We start from the raw sequence: 15082 nt of genomic DNA on the forward strand, positions 1-15082 counted from the left end.
TGCGGACCTAACCTCGGAGCGGCTCCAACGAACCGCGCACTTGACCTACGTCAGGAGGTACGGCACCCCCATGCCCGCAACCGAGACCTTCCGCATCCCCAAACACAGAAGGCACGTGGCGACCGCCCGGCAGCACGTGCGCAAAGCCCTCGCGGACTGGGGCGTCACCGACCAACTCGCCGACGCGGTCACCCTGCTGGCGAACGAACTCGTCACCAACGCCGTGACCCACTGCCGAATCTCCTTCGCCCAGGTCGAGGTCACCCTCACCCTGTGCGAACCGGAACTGGTCCTGGAGGTCACCGACCCGGACAGGAACCGGCTCCCCCGGCTCCACGACTCCGCCCCGGACGAGGAAGGCGGACGCGGACTCGCGCTCGTGGAGGCGTTGGCCGACGCCTGGGGCCATCGGCAGGAACCGTACGCGAAGTGCGTGTGGGCCCGTTTCACGCTCGCGCGGGCCGAGACACCGGAGAGGGCCCATGTTCCGGACGGTCCGTGACACGCTCGCCCGACTGCTCGCCCGGCCGCGCCCCGGCGGCCCCGCCGCGAACGGCCCCGCGCAGGAGGTCCGCGCACCGGACCCGTGCGTACGGCGGCTGCCGGACCCGCACGACGCGCGCTGGCGCCGCTGGTCGAAGCGGTGCCGTGCGGCGGGCCGCTACCTGCCCTTTCCGGCCGAGGAGGCGTGCTGGCACGTCCCGTCCCGCCCTCCGCCGCCTTCCTGGCACACCGACGACGACGTGGTCCGGCCGTACGTCGGCCGGGTGCCCGACGCGGAGTCGCGCCGGGCACCCATGCCGTACGCCGGCGGGTCGGACGTCAGCGGCTGAGCCGCTGGAAGCGTCGGACCGCGAGCGGCAGGAAGACCGCCGTGAGGATCACCGGCCACAGCCCCGCCATCAGCAGCGCGTGCTGCTCGATCCAGGAGTCGCCGCCGCCGGCCGGTGTGCCGAACAGGTCGCGGGCCGCCGCGGCCGTGGAGGAGATCGGGTTCCAGGCGGCCAGCCAGCCCAGCCAGTCCGGCATGAGCTGCGGGGCGACGAAGATGCTGGAGATCATCGTCAGCGGGAAGGCGACCGCGAACAGCCCGCCGGCCGCCTCCGGGTTCGGCACCAGCAACCCCAGCCAGACGCCGATCCAGATCAGCGCGAACCGCAGCCACAGCAGCAGCCCGAACGCCGCCAGGAAACCCCAGCCGCCGTCCGGCCGCCAGCCCATGGCCAGCGCGGTCAGCATCATGATGCCCAACTCCGCGCAGGCGACGATCAGATCGGTCACACCGCGCCCGGCGACCACCGCCGAGGAGGCCATCGGCATGGAGCGGAACCGGTCGATGACGCCCTTGGTGGAGTCGTAGACGACGACGGTCGCGGTGTTGATGAAGCCGAACGCCATGGTCATCACGAACATGCCCGGCATCAGGAAGTCCTTGTAGTCCCCGCCGCCCGGCACCTTCATCGCGCTGCCGAAGACATAGCCGTAGAGCAGCACGGAGAGGATCGGGAAGCCGAGCTGCCAGGCGATGTTGACGGGCTGGCGCCGGTAGTGGGTCAGGCCGCGGCGGACGATGTTGGCGACATCGGCGAGCAGCCAGTACAGCCGTCCGCGGCCGTCCGGGCCGGTCGTCAGGTCGAGGGCGCTCATGCCGTCGCCTCCTTCTCCGTGCGGTGTCCGGTCAGGCGCAGGAACACGTCGTCGAGGCTCGGCCTGCGCAGCCCGATGTCCTCCACCCGCACGCCCTCGTCCTGCAGGGTGCGCGCCACATCGGTGAGTGCGGCCACCCGGTCGGTCACGGAGGCATGCACCCGCAACTCGGTCTCGTTCGCCTCGGGTTCGCCGTCGGCGACCCGGGCGACCGCCTTCACCACGCGCGGGATCTCGGTGCGATCGGCGACCACCACCTCGATGCGGTCGCCGCCGACCAGGTCCTTCAGCCCGTCGGGAGTGTCGTCGGCGATGGCCCGTCCCTGGTCGATGACGGTGATCCGGGAGGCCAGCCTGTCGGCCTCCTCCAAATACTGGGTGGTGAGCAGCACGGTCGTGCCGTCGGCCACCAACGCGCGGACGGAGTCCCAGACCTCGCCCCGGCTGCGCGGGTCGAGTCCGGTCGTCGGCTCGTCCAGGAAGAGCACGGCCGGCGCGAGGATCATCGAGGCGGCGAGGTCGAGGCGGCGGCGCATGCCGCCGCTGTAACCGCCGACGCCCTTGTCGGCCGCGTCGGTGAGGTCGAACCGTTCCAGCAGTTCGACGGCCCGCGTCTTGGCGCGCCGGCCGCCCAGGTGGAACAGCCGGCCGAACATCTCCAGGTTCTGCCGCCCGGTAAGCACCTCGTCCACCGCCGCGTACTGCCCGGTGAGCCCGATCCGTGCCCGCACCTCGCGCGCCTGCCGGGCCACGTCGAGCCCGGCCACCGTGGCGCGGCCCCCGGCCGGCCGGACGAGCGTCGCCAGGATGCGCACGGCGGTGGTCTTGCCCGCGCCGTTCGGTCCCAGCAGTCCGTGCACCGTGCCCTCGCGGACGGCCAGGTCGAAGCCGTCCAGGGCACGCTTCTCGCCGTAACGCTTCTCCAGACCCTCGGCCCGGACCGCGTATCCGTCGTTCATGTTGTCCCCCTTCACACACAACCGAGTACACCGTACCCGATTACGCGTACGACGTACCCAGTTTCCCCACACGGATCTAGACTGCCCCCATGAGCAGCGGCAAGGGCGGTACGGAGACCAGCGGCAGCGGTGACATCGCCCGCACTCTTGACCTGCTATGGGACACCGGCCCGAGGCCCAGCCGCGGACCGAAACCGGGCCTGACGCTGGACCGCGTCGTGGAGGCCGCCGTCGAGGTCGCCGACCGGGAGGGCATCGACGCGCTGTCGATGCGCCGGATAGCCACCGAGCTCGGCACCGGCACGATGTCCCTGTACCGCTACGTGCCCGGCAAGGCCGAGTTGCTCGACCTGATGCTGGACCGCGTGCAGCGCCCCTCGGAGGACCCCGCCGACCTCGGCGACGGCGACTGGCGGTCGGCGCTGGAGGCCTTGGGCCGGGCCACGCTGGCCCTGTACCGCCGGCACCCCTGGCTGCTCCAGGTCAACCAGTCCCGCCCGGTCCTGGGCCCCTCCGCGCTGGACAGCATGGAGAAGGTGCTCTCCCGGATCAAGCCGATGGGCCTGTCCGACCCCGAACTGCTCTCCGCGATCGTCCTGGTCGACAGTTACGTCGTCGGCGCCGCCCGCACCCAGCTGTACCAGGCGGAGGCCGAGCACGGCTCGGGACTGACGGACGCGCAGTTCTGGGAGGCGCAGCGGCCGGCCCTGGAGAAGGCCATGAACAGCGGGCGCTACCCGGTCATGGCCGGTCTCTCCGAGGACACCTTCGGCTCCGACTTCGACCATTTCGAGTTCGGTCTGCAGCGCATCCTGGACGGGCTGGAGAACATCGTCGCCCGCCGCCTCGCGGAATGACGGGAGGGGACGGAGCGGCCGGCCCGGTACCGCGGGGTGCGGCCGGCCGGCGGCCGGTTCAGCGCCGCCGGCGGCGCCCCAGCCCGAACACGGCCGCGACGACCACGGCCACGGCGACGAGGGCACCGACCTGGACGCCGTCGCCCGTCCCACCGCCGGAGGCACCCTGCCCGCCCCGCGCGCCGGTCCCCCGCCCGCCGCCGGTCCCGCCCGGCACCTCCCGGGCCTCGACCGGACTCTCCGCACCCTCGCTGCCGTACATCAGCCGGGACCCGTCGGCGGAGTAGGTCACGGACTCCCCCTGCCCCTGGAGCGGCACGCTCAGCCGCTCCTTCCGCTCGGGCTTCCCGCCGTTCCAGTCGTAGTGGACGCCGCCGAAGTAGCCGCGTACGGCGAGCTGTCGCCCGTCCGGGGAGAGCGCGGCGTCGGTGGCCCACAGCTCGACGGGGGCGACCGGCCGGAAGACGTTGCTCCCGGACGCCGAGAGACGGGCGGGCCCCTCGTACAGGTGGCCGCCCTCCTCCTTCTTGTCGATGAGGTAGACGCGGCCGGTCCTGGGGTGCACGACCAGGGACTCGGCGTCGCGCGGCCCGTCGGAGTACTTCACGACGTACTGCGTGGCCCGCACGGTGGCGTCCCTCAGCTCCTCCGGCTCGGGCAGCTCGTAGATCCACACGTACGGCCACGAGCCCCCGAGGTTGTCCCCGATGTCGCCGACGAAGATCCTGTTGCCGGGCCCGACGGCGATGGCCTCGACGTCCCGGGGCGTGCCGACGCCGGTGAGGGTCAGGCGGGCGACGGTCTCGCCGGTCGCGCCGTCGACGGCGTAGAGGTAGGGGCCGTCGTCGCTGTCGTTGTGGGTCCAGTAGACGCCGGAGTGGAGGCGGGAGGCGGCGAGACCGCTGGACTCGGTGATGCGCGGGTCCTTCATCGTGAACCCGTCGTCGCCGTCGGCTGCGGAGGCGGGCACGGCGAGCGCGCCCACGAGGAGGGTCGCGGCGATCAGGGCGAGGGGTCGGCGCATGACCCAAGAGTGCCATTGCGGGGCGCACTCCACGGCGGGGCGGGGCCGCCTCGCCGCAGGTGTCGGGGCTCACATCGCGGTGACCGGGCCGATCACCGATGATGACCGGATGCTCAGGTTCATGCCCGTAGGCGACTCCATGACGATCGGGAGCGCGGGTGACCACACCTGGCGCTACCGCCTGTGGCAGCACCTGTGCACCACCTACGGCGACCCCTTCACCCTGGTCGGCCCGCGCGAGGCGCTGCACGACCCGGCGACGGACGCCCCCACGTCGCACGCGTACGCCGACCCGCGCTTCCCCCGCGCCCACCTGGCCGGCTGGGGCGAGGGCTGGCACCACATGGCCCCGCTGATCGGCGAGACCGTCCGCTCCTGCCGCGCGGACGTGCTCCTCGTGTCGCTGGGCCTGATCGACCTGGGCTTCTACACGAACGCCGAGCAGACGGCGGACAACGTCCGCGCCTTCGTCGCCGGGGCACGGTCCGCGAACCCGCGCATCCGCATGGCGGTGCTGCCGGTGATCCCGAACATCCGGGTGGAGGCCGATCCGGCCTTCGCCGAACAGGTCGCCCACTTCAACGAACTCCTGGCGAAGACCACCGTCGACCTGGACGAAGCGGGCTCCTCGCTGCTGCTCGTCCCGCCGCCCCCCTCGTACGACCTCCGCACCGACACCTACGACGGCACCCACCCCAACGCGAGCGGCGAACACAAGGTCGCGGCGGCCTTCGCGGAGGCGATGTGGCAGGGCTGGGACCTGGGAGGCCCCTGTCGAACGGCGTAGGGCGTGGTGCCGTGGAGACGTTGGCACGTGCGCCGGCCCCGTGTCCCGATACGGCCCGAAGAAGACCGCCTACGCGACGGCGGAAGTGCCCCTCTACGTCGTCGTCGACCCGTATCAGGGCCGGTGCCACGTCTACACCCACCCCAAGAACGGCGACTACGCCACGAGGACGAGGGTGGACTTCGGCGACCTCATGGACCTGACGGGCACGGTGGCCGACCTGACCGTCCGCACCGGCGATTTCCCTCGCGACCGACCTTCCCGCGCTTGCCTGGAGCGCACTCCAGGACGTTGGCTGGGGTTCATGAAGTACACGCAGCTGGGACGCACCGGACTCAAGGTCAGCCGCCTCGTCCTCGGGACGATGAACTTCGGTCCGCAGACCGACGAGGCCGACAGCCACGCCATCATGGACGCGGCGCTGGACGCCGGGATCAACTTCTTCGACACCGCCAACGTGTACGGCTGGGGCGAGAACAAGGGCCGTACGGAATCGATCATCGGGAACTGGTTCGCGAAGGGCGGCGAGCGCCGCGACAAGGTGGTCCTGGCCACCAAGGTGTACGGGAACATGGGCGCCGACGGCGAGGCGTGGCCCAACCACGACAAGCTGTCCGCCGTGAACATCCGGCGGGCCGTGGACGCCTCGCTCAAGCGGCTGGGGACCGACTACATCGACCTCTACCAGTTCCACCACGTCGACCGGGACACCCCGTTCGAGGAGATCTGGCAGGCGATCGACGTCCTGATCCAGCAGGGCAAGGTCATCTACGCCGGTTCCTCGAACTTCCCCGGCTACAAGATCGCCCAGGCCAACGAGATCGCCGCCCGGCGCGGCGGGACCATCGGGCTGGTCAGCGAGCAGTGCCTGTACAACCTCGCCGAGCGCCGCGCCGAGATGGAGGTCATCCCGGCCGCGCGGGACTACGGGCTCGGGGTCATCCCCTGGTCGCCGCTGCACGGCGGCCTGCTGGGCGGCGTGATCAGGAAGGAGGTCGAGGGCGGCCGCCGCGCCTCCGGCCGGGCCGCCGACGCCCTCGCCGATCCGTCGTCCCGCGCCCAGATCCAGGCGTACGAGGACCTGCTCGACAAGCACGGCGTCGAGCCCGGTGAGGCCGCGCTGGCCTGGCTGCTCACCCGGCCCGGCGTGACCGGCCCGATCGTCGGTCCGCGCACCGCCGGGCAGCTGGCGTCCGCGATCCGGGCCGTCGACCTGGAGCTGAGCGAGGAGCTGCTGACCTCGCTGGACGAGGTCTTCCCGGGTCCGGGGCCGTCCCCGGAGGCCTTCGCCTGGTAGCGGAGGGCACACCGCGCCGACGGGCGGCGGCGCTACCCGCCGAGTGCCGCCGCCACCGCCACCACGACGAACATCAGTACGAGCACACCGGCCATGATCCGGTTCCGGGTCTTCGGGTCCACGCCTGTGAGCCTAACCGGCCGCCCCGAGGGCCCGGCGGGCGACCGTCTCATAACGGGGCTGCTCGCCCGGTACCCCCGACGTCGGCAGGTTGCTGCGCACCAGCGCCAGCTCGCCCACGGTCCAGGGACGGCTCCGGAACGCGTCCAGGGCCTCCAGGTACGGCCGTACGTCGACGCCGTCCCGGCTGCGGGCCACGGTGAGGTGGGCCTTGTAGCGGCGGTGCTCCTCCACCGGCACGCCCGCCCTGCGCGCCGCCGCCCCGGCCCGCTCGGCCAGCAGGCGCATCGCGCGCAGGTCCCCCTCCGCCCCGGCCCACAGCGCCCTGCCGTGCCCGAACTGGCCCCCGCCGGACAGCGCCAGCTCGAACGGCTCGGTGCGGGACGCGGCCCGCTCCAGCCGCGCCGTCAGCTCCGGCACGAGTCCGTCCTCGACCTCGCCGTAGAAGGCGAGCGTGAAGTGCCACCCGGCCCGCCCGGTCCACCGCAGCCCGTCGGCCCCGGGCAGCGTCCTCAGCCGGGCCACCTCGGCGGCGAGCTCCCGCATCACGTCCTCGGGGGGCAGCACGGCGGTGAAGAGTCTCATGCGGCCAGTCTGCCCGTGCCGCCCCCGGCCCGGCGGCCGTCAGGCCGCCGGGGCCGGCGCCTTTCGGCGCTCCCGCGGCACGAGGCGCACCCGGGGGTGGCCCCGGTGCCAGGCGACGGACAGGCGCAGCCCGCCGGCCCGGGCCAGGATCAGGCCGATGACGGCCGCGGCGAGGACGGCGACGGCGCCGCCGGCGGCGAGGCCGGCCCGGGCGCCGTAGGTGTCGGTGATCCAGCCGACGACCGGGGAGCCGACCGGGGAGCCGCCGAGGAAGACCATCATGTAGAGGGCCATGACGCGGCCGCGCATCGCGGGGTCCGTCGCCATCTGCAGGCTGGTGTTGGTGGTGACGTTGACCGTCATCGCGAACAGGCCCAGCGGGATCATCAGCAGGGAGAACATCCACAGGGCCGGGGAGACGGCGGCCAGGATCTCCACCGTGCCGAAGGCCAGCGCGCCCAGGATCAGCAGCCGCAGCCGGGCCGTGCCGCGCCGGGCGGCGAGCAGGGCGCCGGACACCGAGCCGACCGCCGCCAGTGTGTTGAACAGGCTGTAGGTGCCGGCGCCGGCGTGGAAGACGTCGTCGGCGAAGGCGGACAGATAGACGGGGAAGTTGAAGGCGAAGGTGCCGATGAAACCGACCAGGACGATCGGCCAGATCAGCTCGGGCCGCCCGGCGACATGGCGCAGGCCCTCCCGCAGCTGTCCCTTGCCGCGCGGGGCGCGCTCGACGGCGTGCAGTTCGCGGGCGCGCATCAGCAGCAGGCCGGCCAGCGGCGCGACGAAGGACAGGCCGTTGAGGAGGAACGCCCAGCCGGTGCCGACGCCGGTGATCAGCAGACCCGCGACGGCGGGGCCGACCAGGCGGGCGGACTGGAAGTTGGCGGAGTTGAGACTGACCGCGTTCTGCAGCCGGCCGGGGCCGACGAGTTCGGAGACGAAGGACTGGCGGGCCGGGTTGTCGACGACGGTCGCGAGGCCGACGGCGAAGGCGGCGAGGTAGACGTGCCAGACCTGGACGTGCCCGCTCAGGGTGAGGACGGCGAGCGCGATCGCGGTGAGCGCCATCGCGGACTGGGTCACGAGCAGCGTGGGGCGCTTGCGCAGGCGGTCGACGAGGACGCCGCCGTACAGGCCGAACAGCAGCATCGGCAGGAACTGCAGGGCCGTGGTGATGCCGACGGCGGTGGAGGATCCGGTGAGGCTGAGCACCAGCCAGTCCTGGGCGATGCGCTGCGTCCAGGTACCGGTGTTGGAGACCACCTGGCCGAGGAAGAACAGGCGGTAGTTCCTGATCCTCAGCGAGGAGAACATCGAGGTCCCGGGGGCGGGGGTCTCGGGGGCGGTCGCGGTGTCGTGGCGGTCGGGTGCGGGGGCGGAAACTGCTCCGGTTCCCGGACTCAAAGGGATTCGCCTCCTTGTCGCCGTGCGCTCAGACGTGTGCGAGTTTCTCCAGCACGGGGGCGGCGGCGCGGAGTTTCGCCCACTCGTCCTCGTCGAGTTCCTCGGCCAGCGAGGCCAGGAACGCGTTCCGCTTGCGGCGGCTCTCCTCGAGCATCGCCTCGGCCCGTTCGGTCTGTGAGACGACCTTCTGACGCCGGTCGTCGGGGTGCGGCTCCAGCCGGACCAGTCCCTTGGCCTCCAGCAGGGCCACGATGCGGGTCATCGACGGCGGCTGGACGTGCTCCTTGCGGGCGAGCTCGCCCGGGGTGGCCCGCCCGCAGCGGGCCAGGGTGCCGAGCACCGACATCTCGGTGGGGCTGAGGGACTCGTCGACGCGCTGGTGCTTGAGCCGACGGGACAGCCGCATCACGGCGGATCGAAGGGCGTTCACGGCGGCTGCGTCGTCGCCATGGCTGAGGTCCGACATGTTCCTTAGCGTAACTCATTACTCTCGCTAAAGACCAATCGGGTCACGAATCAGCGTCATGACCCCGGCCACCGTCACACTGCATCACCCATACGAGTGATTCGTTCGCGAAACGCCCCGCACCGCCCCGTGGTGTGCGGCAACGCTCGTGCGCATGGGGACCGACGTGCTCAGCCTGCGGATGGACCACGACCTGCTCGAACGGGTCCGCCACCACGCCGCGAAACGCGGCATGAGCGTCCAGGACTACGTCGTCCGGACGCTCATGCGCGATGACTTCGACCAGCGGTTCCGGACCGCCGTCGAGGAGACGGAGAAGTTCTACGGGGTCACCTGACCCGCCCGGGCCCGTGCCGCACGGTCAGGCCGGGCCGGACGCCGCACGGCAGGCCGGGCCCGGCGCCGCACGGTCAGGTCAGGCCCAGCGCCGGCATCAGGTAGTAGAAGGCGAAGACCGCCGCCACCGCGTACATCGCCGGCGGTACCTCCCGGCCGCGGCCGGCCGCCAGGCGCAGCACCGCGAAGGTGATGAAGCCCATGCCGATGCCGTTGGTGATCGAGTAGGTGAACGGCATCATCACCATCGTCACGAAGGCCGGGACGGCGATCGTGTGGTCCGCCCAGTCGATCTCCCTGACCGAGCCCGCCAGGATCAGGAAGCCCACCGCGAGCAGCGCCGGGGTGGCCGCCTGGGAGGGGACCATCGTGGCGACGGGCGTGAGGAACAGCGCGACCGCGAACAGACCGCCGGTGACGACGTTGGCGAAACCGGTGCGCGCGCCCTCGCCGACACCGGCCGTGGACTCCACGAAGGCGGTGGTGGCCGACGAGGAGGAGGCGCCGCCCGCGGCGACCGCGACGCCGTCGATGAACAGGACCTTGTTGATACCGGGCATCTGGCCCTGGGCGTCGGTCAGCCTGGCCTCGTCGGAGACGCCCATGATCGTGCCCATCGCGTCGAAGAAGCACGACAGCAGCACGGTGAAGACGAACAGGACGCCGGTCAGCACTCCGACCTCGGCGAAGCCGCCGAACAGGCTGACCTCGCCGATCAGGCCGAAGTCGGGGGTGGCGAGCGGGTTGCCGGGCCAGGTGGGCGTCGTCAGGCCCCAGGAGGGGACGTCGGCCACGGCGTTGATGATCATCGCGACGACCGTCGTCACGACGATCGAGACGAGGATCGCGCCGGGGACCCGGCGCACGATCAGCGCCAGGGTGAGCAGCGCGCCGAGGACGAAGACGAGGACGGGCCAGCCGACCAGGTGGCCGTCGCCGCCGAGCTGGAGCGGGACGGTGGTCCGGGCGGCGTCGGGGATGCGGGAGACGAAGCCGGAGTCGACCAGGCCGATCAGCATGATGAACAGGCCGATGCCGATGGCGATGGCCTTGCGCAGGCCGTGCGGGACGGCGTTCATCACGCGTTCGCGCAGACCGGTGGCGACCAGCAGCATCACGATGAAACCGGCCAGCACCACCATGCCCATGGCGTCCGGCCAGGACATCCGCGGCGCGAGCTGGAGCGCGACGACCGAGTTGACGCCGAGGCCGGCGGCCAGCGCGATCGGGACGTTGCCGATGACGCCCATCAGGAGGGTGGTGAGCGCCGCCGTCAGGGCGGTCGCGGTGACCAGCTGACCGTTGTCGAGCTGGTTGCCGTACACGTCCTTCGCGCTGCCCAGGATGATCGGGTTCAGCACGATGATGTAGGCCATCGCGAAGAAGGTGGCGAATCCGCCGCGGACCTCGCGGGACAGCGTGCTGCCGCGCTCGGAGATCCGGAAGTAGCGGTCGAGGGCGCCGGACACGGCACCGGACCCCGGCTGCTCGGGGTGGGGGGCCTTGGTGGGGGCCGACGTGGGCATGCGGAGACCTCATCACCGGTGGACTTCCCCCGAAGCCCTTTGGTGTTTTCTACGAACAGAAGTGGCCAGAGACAAACGGATTCAGTATGAACATATAACGCCGCCCATGCCATCTCCGCGCGTAGACGGACCCGGCCCCGTGCGGCGCGCCTCACCTTCCCGCCCTCGTAAGCTGTCCGCATGACAGGGCTATTTTCGGGATCCCCCCAGCACGAGGCGCCGGAGCCCCTGGAGGGCCCCGTGGTCGGCACCGTCATCGGCGGCACGGTCATCTGGTTCGCCCTGTTCCTGGTGCAGCTGCCGTTCTACGGCTGGTTCGACGACCACGGCCGCACCTGGTGGGTGTGGACCTGCCTGGCCGGCGGCGGGCTCGGCGTCATCGGCATCTGGTACGTCCGCAGGCGCGACGCCGCGATCAAGCGGGCGGCGGCCGGGGCGGCCCCGCTGCCCGGCCCCGCTCCCGCCCCGCCGGCCGGCTGACCCCGACGGCCGCCGGTCCCGGCCCGGTCCCGTCCCGGGACCGGCGGAGCCGTACGGCCACGGCACCGTACGACCACGGCACTACGGACGTCCTCCCCTGGTCGGATCTTCCGCCCATCGGGTGGGTGAACCACCGAATCCGCCCGTACCGTCGAACTCATGACGCATCTCGAGGCGGGCGCCCGGACCGAAGCCGCGCACCCCGGCCCGGTCACCTCCCCGGTGACCGGGCTGACCTCCGCGGAGGTGGCCGAACGGGTGGCGCGCGGGCAGGTCAACGACGTGCCGGCGCGCAGCAGCCGGTCCCTGGCCGAGATCGTCCGCGCCAACGTCCTCACCCGGTTCAACGCCATCATCGGCGTGCTGTGGCTGATCATGCTGGTGGTCGCGCCCATCCAGGACAGCCTGTTCGGCTTCGTGATCCTCGCCAACACCGGCATCGGCATCGTCCAGGAGTGGCGGGCGAAGAAGACCCTGGACTCCCTCGCGCTGATCGGCGAGGTGCGGCCCACGGTGCGCCGGGACGGGACGGCCGCGCGGGTCGGCACCTCCGGGATCGTGCTGGACGACCTGATCGAGATCGGGCCGGGTGACAAGGTCGTCGTCGACGGGGTGTGCGTCGAGGCGGACGGCCTGGAGATCGACGAGTCGCTGCTCACCGGTGAGGCCGATCCCGTGGTGAAGCGGCCCGGGGACCAGGTGTTGTCCGGCAGTTTCGTGTTCGCGGGCGGCGGCTGCTTCCAGGCGACCAGGGTGGGACGCGAGGCGTACGCGGCGCAGCTCGCCGAGAAGGCGTCCCGTTTCACGCTGGTCCACTCCGAGCTGCGCTCCGGCATCTCCACGATCCTCAAGTACGTGACGTGGATGATGGTCCCGACCGCGATCGGCCTGGTCGTCAGCCAGCTGGTCGTCAAGGACAACGAGCTGAAGGACTCCGTCGCCCGCACCGTCGGCGGCATCGTCCCGATGGTCCCCGAAGGGCTGGTGCTGCTCACCTCGATCGCCTTCGCGGTCGGGGTGATCCGGCTGGGACGCAAGCAGTGCCTGGTGCAGGAGCTGCCCGCGATCGAGGGGCTGGCCCGCGTCGACACGGTCTGCCTGGACAAGACCGGCACCCTCACCGAGGGCGGCATGGACGTCACCGGGCTGCGCGTGCTCGGCGACGGCGACGAGACGTACGTGCGCGAGGTGCTGGGCGCGCTCGGCGCGTCCGATCCCCGCCCCAACGCCTCCCTGAGGGCCGTCGCAGGCGCCTACCCGGACGCCGGGGGCCGGCGCTGCACCGGGGCCCTGCCGTTCTCCTCCGCCCGCAAGTACAGCGGGGCCACCCTGAGCGGGGCCGACGGGGAGAGCGGCACCTGGCTGCTCGGGGCGCCCGACGTGCTGCTGGACGACGGCGATCCGGCGCTGGCGGAGACCGGGCGGATGAACGAGCGGGGGCTGCGGGTGCTGCTGCTGGCCCGCACCGAACGCGAGCTGGGCGATCCCGGCGTCGCCGAGGGCGTACGGCCGGTCGCGCTGGTGGTGCTGGAGCAGCGGCTGCGGCCGGACGCGGCCGACACCCTGCGCTACTTCGCCGAGCAGGACGTCCGCGCCAAGGTCGTCTCCGGGGACAACGCGGTGTCGGTCGGTGCGGTGGCGGCCAAGCTCGGGCTCAGCGGGGCGGCCGTGGACGCGCGCCGGCTGCCCGCCGACCGGGACGCCATGGCCGAGGCGCTGGACCGGGGCACGGTGTTCGGGCGGGTCACCCCGCAGCAGAAGCGGAGCATGGTGGGCGCGCTCCAGGCACGCGGTCACACGGTCGCCATGACCGGCGACGGCGTCAACGACGTCCTCGCGCTGAAGGACGCCGACATCGGGGTGGCGATGGGCTCCGGCTCGGAGGCCACGCGGGCGGTCGCGCAGATCGTGCTGCTGGACAACAGCTTCGCCACGCTGCCGTCGGTGGTGGCGGAGGGGCGGCGGGTGATCGGCAACATCACCCGGGTCGCGACGCTGTTCCTGGTGAAGACGGTGTACTCGGTGCTGCTGGCGGTGCTGGTGGTGTGCTCGCAGGTGGAGTACCCGTTCCTGCCGCGCCATCTGACCCTGCTGTCCACGCTCACCATCGGCGTCCCGGCGTTCTTCCTGGCCCTCGCCCCGAACAAGGAGCGGGCGCGGCCGGACTTCGTGCGGCGGGTCGTGCGGTACGCGATCCCCGGCGGGGTGCTGGCCGCGCTGGCGACCTTCGCGACGTATCTGATCGCCCGGTGGCACTACACCGGTGAGGGCGCGCTGGACGCGGAGACGAGCGCGGCGACGCTGACGCTGTTCCTGATCTCGATGTGGGTGCTGGCGATCGTCGCCCGGCCCTACACCTGGTGGCGCGTCGGGCTGGTGGCGGTGATGGGCGCGGGTTTCCTGCTGGTGCTGGTGGTGCCGTGGCTGCAGGAGTTCTTCGCGCTGAGGCTGGTCGGCATGACGATGCCGTGGGTCGCGGTCGGCGTCGCCGCGGTGGCGGCGGCCACCCTGGAACTCCTGTGGAGGTGGGTGGACCGCCGCGTTCCCGCTTAGCGCGGGCGGGGACTACTGCACGTCGACGAAGTCACCGGCGGCGCTGACGGCCGGGGTGGTCGAGGTGCCCGCGAAGGAGTAGCGGAAGTAGCCGTCGGCCGAGGCCGTGACGGTGGTGGACAGGTTGCCCGTGCTGTTGGTCTTGACGGTCTTCAGCGTGGTGTAGGTGCTGGAGTCCTTCTTGCGGAACTGGAGGTTCACGGACTGGGTGGCGTAACCCGCGTACGTGGAGGTCTCCCAGTTGGCGCGGGACAGCTTGCCCGTGACGGTGATGGTCCTGCCCTTCTTCACCGGCTCGGGGGAGGCGTTGACGGTCAGCTTGGAGTAGCGCTGGACCTTGTGGGTGGTGTGGTAGTCGTCCCAGTAGACGCTCTCGTCGCCGGCGAGGGCTCCGACGGTCACCTTCCAGGTGCCGGCCAGCGCGTTCTTGTGCAGGTCGTAGCCCGGGTAGGCGGTGATGGTCAGCTTGCAGGTGGAGGTGGTGGCGCTGGAGGCCGTGCAGGTGGCGGCTTCCTCGTTCGGGGGGAGGAGGCCGTCGATGCCCTCCACCGTGGTGGGGTCGGTGCCGTGCCACAGGTCGACGTAGGCGTCCTGGATGCCCGTCGTGTGACTGGCGGTCACCGACACGGTGAAGGTCTTGGCGTTGGTGGTGCCGACGGCGACGGCCTTGCCGGAGTTGATGGTCACCTTGGAGATGACGGGCAGTTCCTCGGCGGCGGCCGCGGCGCGGAACGTCGACTTCGCGGAGGACGCGCCGAAGCGCTCGGCGGCGCTCGGCTTGTTCGGGTCCGCGTCGCCGCGGCTGTCGGCCTGTGCGGCCGGCACGGCGAGGACGGAGAGGGCCAGGGCGCCGGTGACGGCGGCCACGGTGGCTCGGATGCGCATGCGTTCCCCAGGTGGAGAAAGGGGACCCCGGCTCTGGTCGTTTCCTACGGCTCGTCGTCGGCACGGGGTCCCGGATGATCATGGAGTCTGTTGACTCGCATGATCAGATCCACCAGCCGCACCAAAGGTTGTACGGAAGATGGAATGAATGTGCGG

At 71.7% G+C, this 15082-nt stretch carries 16 protein-coding genes and 1 pseudogene; 9 read left to right on the forward strand and 8 right to left on the reverse strand.

All coding sequences use genetic code 11. From position 1 onward, the window contains the following. Nucleotides 1-70: 70 nt before the first annotated feature. Nucleotides 71-502 carry an ATP-binding protein gene (locus ACF07S_RS08390; RefSeq protein ID WP_391963764.1) on the forward strand — a complete coding sequence of 144 codons (432 nt, stop codon included), beginning with the start codon at nt 71-73 and terminating at the stop codon, nt 500-502. Next, a complete protein-coding gene (locus ACF07S_RS08395; protein ID WP_391963765.1) occupies nt 483-833 on the forward strand; it encodes a hypothetical protein in 351 nt (116 codons plus the stop codon). The genes ACF07S_RS08390 and ACF07S_RS08395 overlap by 20 nt, the downstream gene beginning before the upstream one ends. On the opposite strand, the gene ACF07S_RS08400 is transcribed toward ACF07S_RS08395, so the two are convergent. Continuing rightward, on the reverse strand, nt 823-1647 hold the full coding sequence (locus tag ACF07S_RS08400) for an ABC transporter permease (protein ID WP_391973741.1): 825 nt from the start codon (nt 1645-1647) through the stop codon (nt 823-825). The genes ACF07S_RS08395 and ACF07S_RS08400 overlap by 11 nt on opposite strands. After that, on the reverse strand, nt 1644-2606 hold the full coding sequence (locus ACF07S_RS08405) for an ATP-binding cassette domain-containing protein (RefSeq protein WP_391963767.1): 963 nt from the start codon (nt 2604-2606) through the stop codon (nt 1644-1646). Before ACF07S_RS08405 ends, ACF07S_RS08400 begins: the two co-directional genes overlap by 4 nt. Nucleotides 2607-2695: 89 nt before the next feature. Between ACF07S_RS08405 and ACF07S_RS08410 the strand changes: the two genes are divergently transcribed. Beyond that, nucleotides 2696-3463, forward strand: coding sequence for a TetR/AcrR family transcriptional regulator (locus ACF07S_RS08410; RefSeq protein ID WP_391963768.1), 768 nt, complete (start codon nt 2696-2698; stop codon nt 3461-3463). Between the two features lie 58 nt (nt 3464-3521). On the opposite strand, the gene ACF07S_RS08415 is transcribed toward ACF07S_RS08410, so the two are convergent. Further along, nucleotides 3522-4487, reverse strand: a complete 966-nt coding sequence (locus tag ACF07S_RS08415) for a WD40 repeat domain-containing protein (RefSeq protein ID WP_391963769.1) — start codon at nt 4485-4487, stop codon at nt 3522-3524. 109 nt (nt 4488-4596) lie between these two features. On the opposite strand from ACF07S_RS08415, the gene ACF07S_RS08420 reads away from it, so the two are divergent. The 3 genes and pseudogenes from ACF07S_RS08420 (at nt 4597) to ACF07S_RS08430 (ending at nt 6571) form a co-directional block, all read left to right on the forward strand. Further along, the gene (locus ACF07S_RS08420) at nt 4597-5274 is read left to right on the forward strand and encodes a GDSL-type esterase/lipase family protein (protein WP_391963770.1); all 678 of its coding nucleotides are present in this window, start codon (nt 4597-4599) and stop codon (nt 5272-5274) included. 40 nt (nt 5275-5314) lie between these two features. Further along, nucleotides 5315-5485, forward strand: a pseudogene (locus tag ACF07S_RS08425) (Uma2 family endonuclease); the annotation flags it as partial. 93 nt (nt 5486-5578) lie between these two features. Beyond that, nucleotides 5579-6571: an aldo/keto reductase gene (locus tag ACF07S_RS08430; protein ID WP_391963942.1), complete on the forward strand. Its 993-nt coding sequence runs from the start codon at nt 5579-5581 to the stop codon at nt 6569-6571. A 132-nt stretch (nt 6572-6703) separates the two neighbouring features. Here the strand turns inward: ACF07S_RS08430 and thpR are convergent, their stop codons facing one another. From thpR to ACF07S_RS08445, 3 genes are read right to left on the reverse strand one after another with little or no spacing between them, the layout of a single operon-like run. Further along, nucleotides 6704-7276 carry an RNA 2',3'-cyclic phosphodiesterase gene (thpR, locus tag ACF07S_RS08435; protein WP_391973742.1) on the reverse strand — a complete coding sequence of 191 codons (573 nt, stop codon included), beginning with the start codon at nt 7274-7276 and terminating at the stop codon, nt 6704-6706. A gap of 39 nt (nt 7277-7315) precedes the next feature. Then, the gene (locus tag ACF07S_RS08440) at nt 7316-8680 is read right to left on the reverse strand and encodes an MFS transporter (protein ID WP_391973743.1); all 1365 of its coding nucleotides are present in this window, start codon (nt 8678-8680) and stop codon (nt 7316-7318) included. Between the two features lie 28 nt (nt 8681-8708). Beyond that, on the reverse strand, nt 8709-9146 hold the full coding sequence (locus ACF07S_RS08445; RefSeq protein WP_391963773.1) for a MarR family winged helix-turn-helix transcriptional regulator: 438 nt from the start codon (nt 9144-9146) through the stop codon (nt 8709-8711). Between the two features lie 154 nt (nt 9147-9300). Between ACF07S_RS08445 and ACF07S_RS08450 the strand changes: the two genes are divergently transcribed. Beyond that, the gene (locus tag ACF07S_RS08450; protein WP_391963774.1) at nt 9301-9483 is read left to right on the forward strand and encodes a ribbon-helix-helix protein, CopG family; all 183 of its coding nucleotides are present in this window, start codon (nt 9301-9303) and stop codon (nt 9481-9483) included. Between the two features lie 73 nt (nt 9484-9556). On the opposite strand, the gene ACF07S_RS08455 is transcribed toward ACF07S_RS08450, so the two are convergent. Further along, nucleotides 9557-11008: an NCS2 family permease gene (locus ACF07S_RS08455; RefSeq protein ID WP_391963775.1), complete on the reverse strand. Its 1452-nt coding sequence runs from the start codon at nt 11006-11008 to the stop codon at nt 9557-9559. Nucleotides 11009-11188: 180 nt separating this feature from the next. Here ACF07S_RS08455 and ACF07S_RS08460 point away from each other — a divergent pair, with 180 nt between their 5' ends. Continuing rightward, nucleotides 11189-11488 (forward strand): DUF2530 domain-containing protein, encoded by a 300-nt coding sequence (locus ACF07S_RS08460; protein ID WP_391963776.1) that lies wholly within the window; start codon nt 11189-11191, stop codon nt 11486-11488. Nucleotides 11489-11647: 159 nt separating this feature from the next. Beyond that, nucleotides 11648-14041, forward strand: a complete 2394-nt coding sequence (locus ACF07S_RS08465) for an HAD-IC family P-type ATPase (protein WP_391973744.1) — start codon at nt 11648-11650, stop codon at nt 14039-14041. A 12-nt stretch (nt 14042-14053) separates the two neighbouring features. On the opposite strand, the gene ACF07S_RS08470 is transcribed toward ACF07S_RS08465, so the two are convergent. Then, entirely contained in the window at nt 14054-14926 is an 873-nt protein-coding gene (locus tag ACF07S_RS08470) for a DUF5707 domain-containing protein (RefSeq protein ID WP_391973745.1), read from the reverse strand. Nucleotides 14927-15082 lie beyond the last annotated feature (156 nt).

Origin of the sequence: Streptomyces sp. NPDC016640, from assembly GCF_043076215.1 — a bacterium.
GTDB lineage: Bacteria > Actinomycetota > Actinomycetes > Streptomycetales > Streptomycetaceae > Streptomyces.